This window comes from Achromobacter sp. Marseille-Q0513 (genome assembly GCF_018195695.1).
Taxonomy (GTDB): Bacteria; Pseudomonadota; Gammaproteobacteria; order Burkholderiales; family Burkholderiaceae_B; genus Achromobacter.
The window spans coordinates 1-872 of sequence record NZ_JAGTJY010000146.1 but is presented as its reverse complement, the minus strand read 5'-3'; the positions used below and the strand labels follow the sequence as shown (position 1 = coordinate 872).

Below are 872 nucleotides of genomic sequence, written 5' to 3'. Positions count from 1 at the left end.
CGTTCTCCATCGCCTTCTTCCTGCCCCGTCCGGCCCGCGTGCTCAGCGCCATCCTGCCCGCCGTGATGCTGCTGCTGGTCTCGGTGATCCTGGGCGTGATCCTGCTGGTCACCACCGCCAGCATCGACTATCCCATCCTGCGCGTCTCGGCCATGGCGCTGCTGTCGGCGGGCTTCCTGTTCCTGGCCTCGGCCAGCAAGCTGCGGCCCATCGGCGCCATCCTGGCGATGATCGTCGGCTTCGGGCTGGACCAGATGGGCCGCGTGCCGATCGGCGAGGCCAGCACCCGCATGCTGCTGTATGCGTGGCTGCTGGTGGCCATCCCGGCCGGCGCGGCCATCGTCGCCGGCCTGCTGCTGGCGCCTTCGCCACGGCGTCTGGCCTGTGATCGGCTGGCGCGCCGGCTGCGGCTCGCCGCGAAGCTGCTGAGCGGCGACGCGGCCAGCGCGCCCGCCTTCGCGCTGGCCTTGCGCGAAGGCAACAAGCAGATCCTGACCTGGTTGAAGCTGTCCGCGCTGGAGGGCAGTTCGACCCGCGCCGACGTGGCCGCGCTGCGCCAGGCCGCCGTCTCCAGCATCGCCATCCTCGGCGCCGTGGACGTGCTGCGCGGCGAGGGCGGTACCGGCCTGCCCGACGAGCTGGCGAGGTCATTGGCCAGCACGCTGGAAGACATGGCGGCCATGCACGAACAGGGCGGCTATCCCGTCGAGATCGAACTGGCCTTGCCGTCGGTCACGCTGCCCCCGGCCTGTAGCTTATACAAATCTGCGCCGGATGATTAAAAAAAAAAAATGACAAAATGATGAGAGGATATGAAAGTGTAGAGTTAAAAAGAGTGAACAAATATAATCGAAAAGAAATGTCAATGAAGA

At 65.6% G+C, this 872-nt stretch carries 1 pseudogene; it reads left to right on the top strand.

Annotated elements, in window-relative coordinates:
* Positions 1-782: pseudogene (locus KDH83_RS23125) on the top strand (FUSC family protein); the annotation flags it as partial.
* Positions 783-872: the final 90 nt, after the last annotated feature.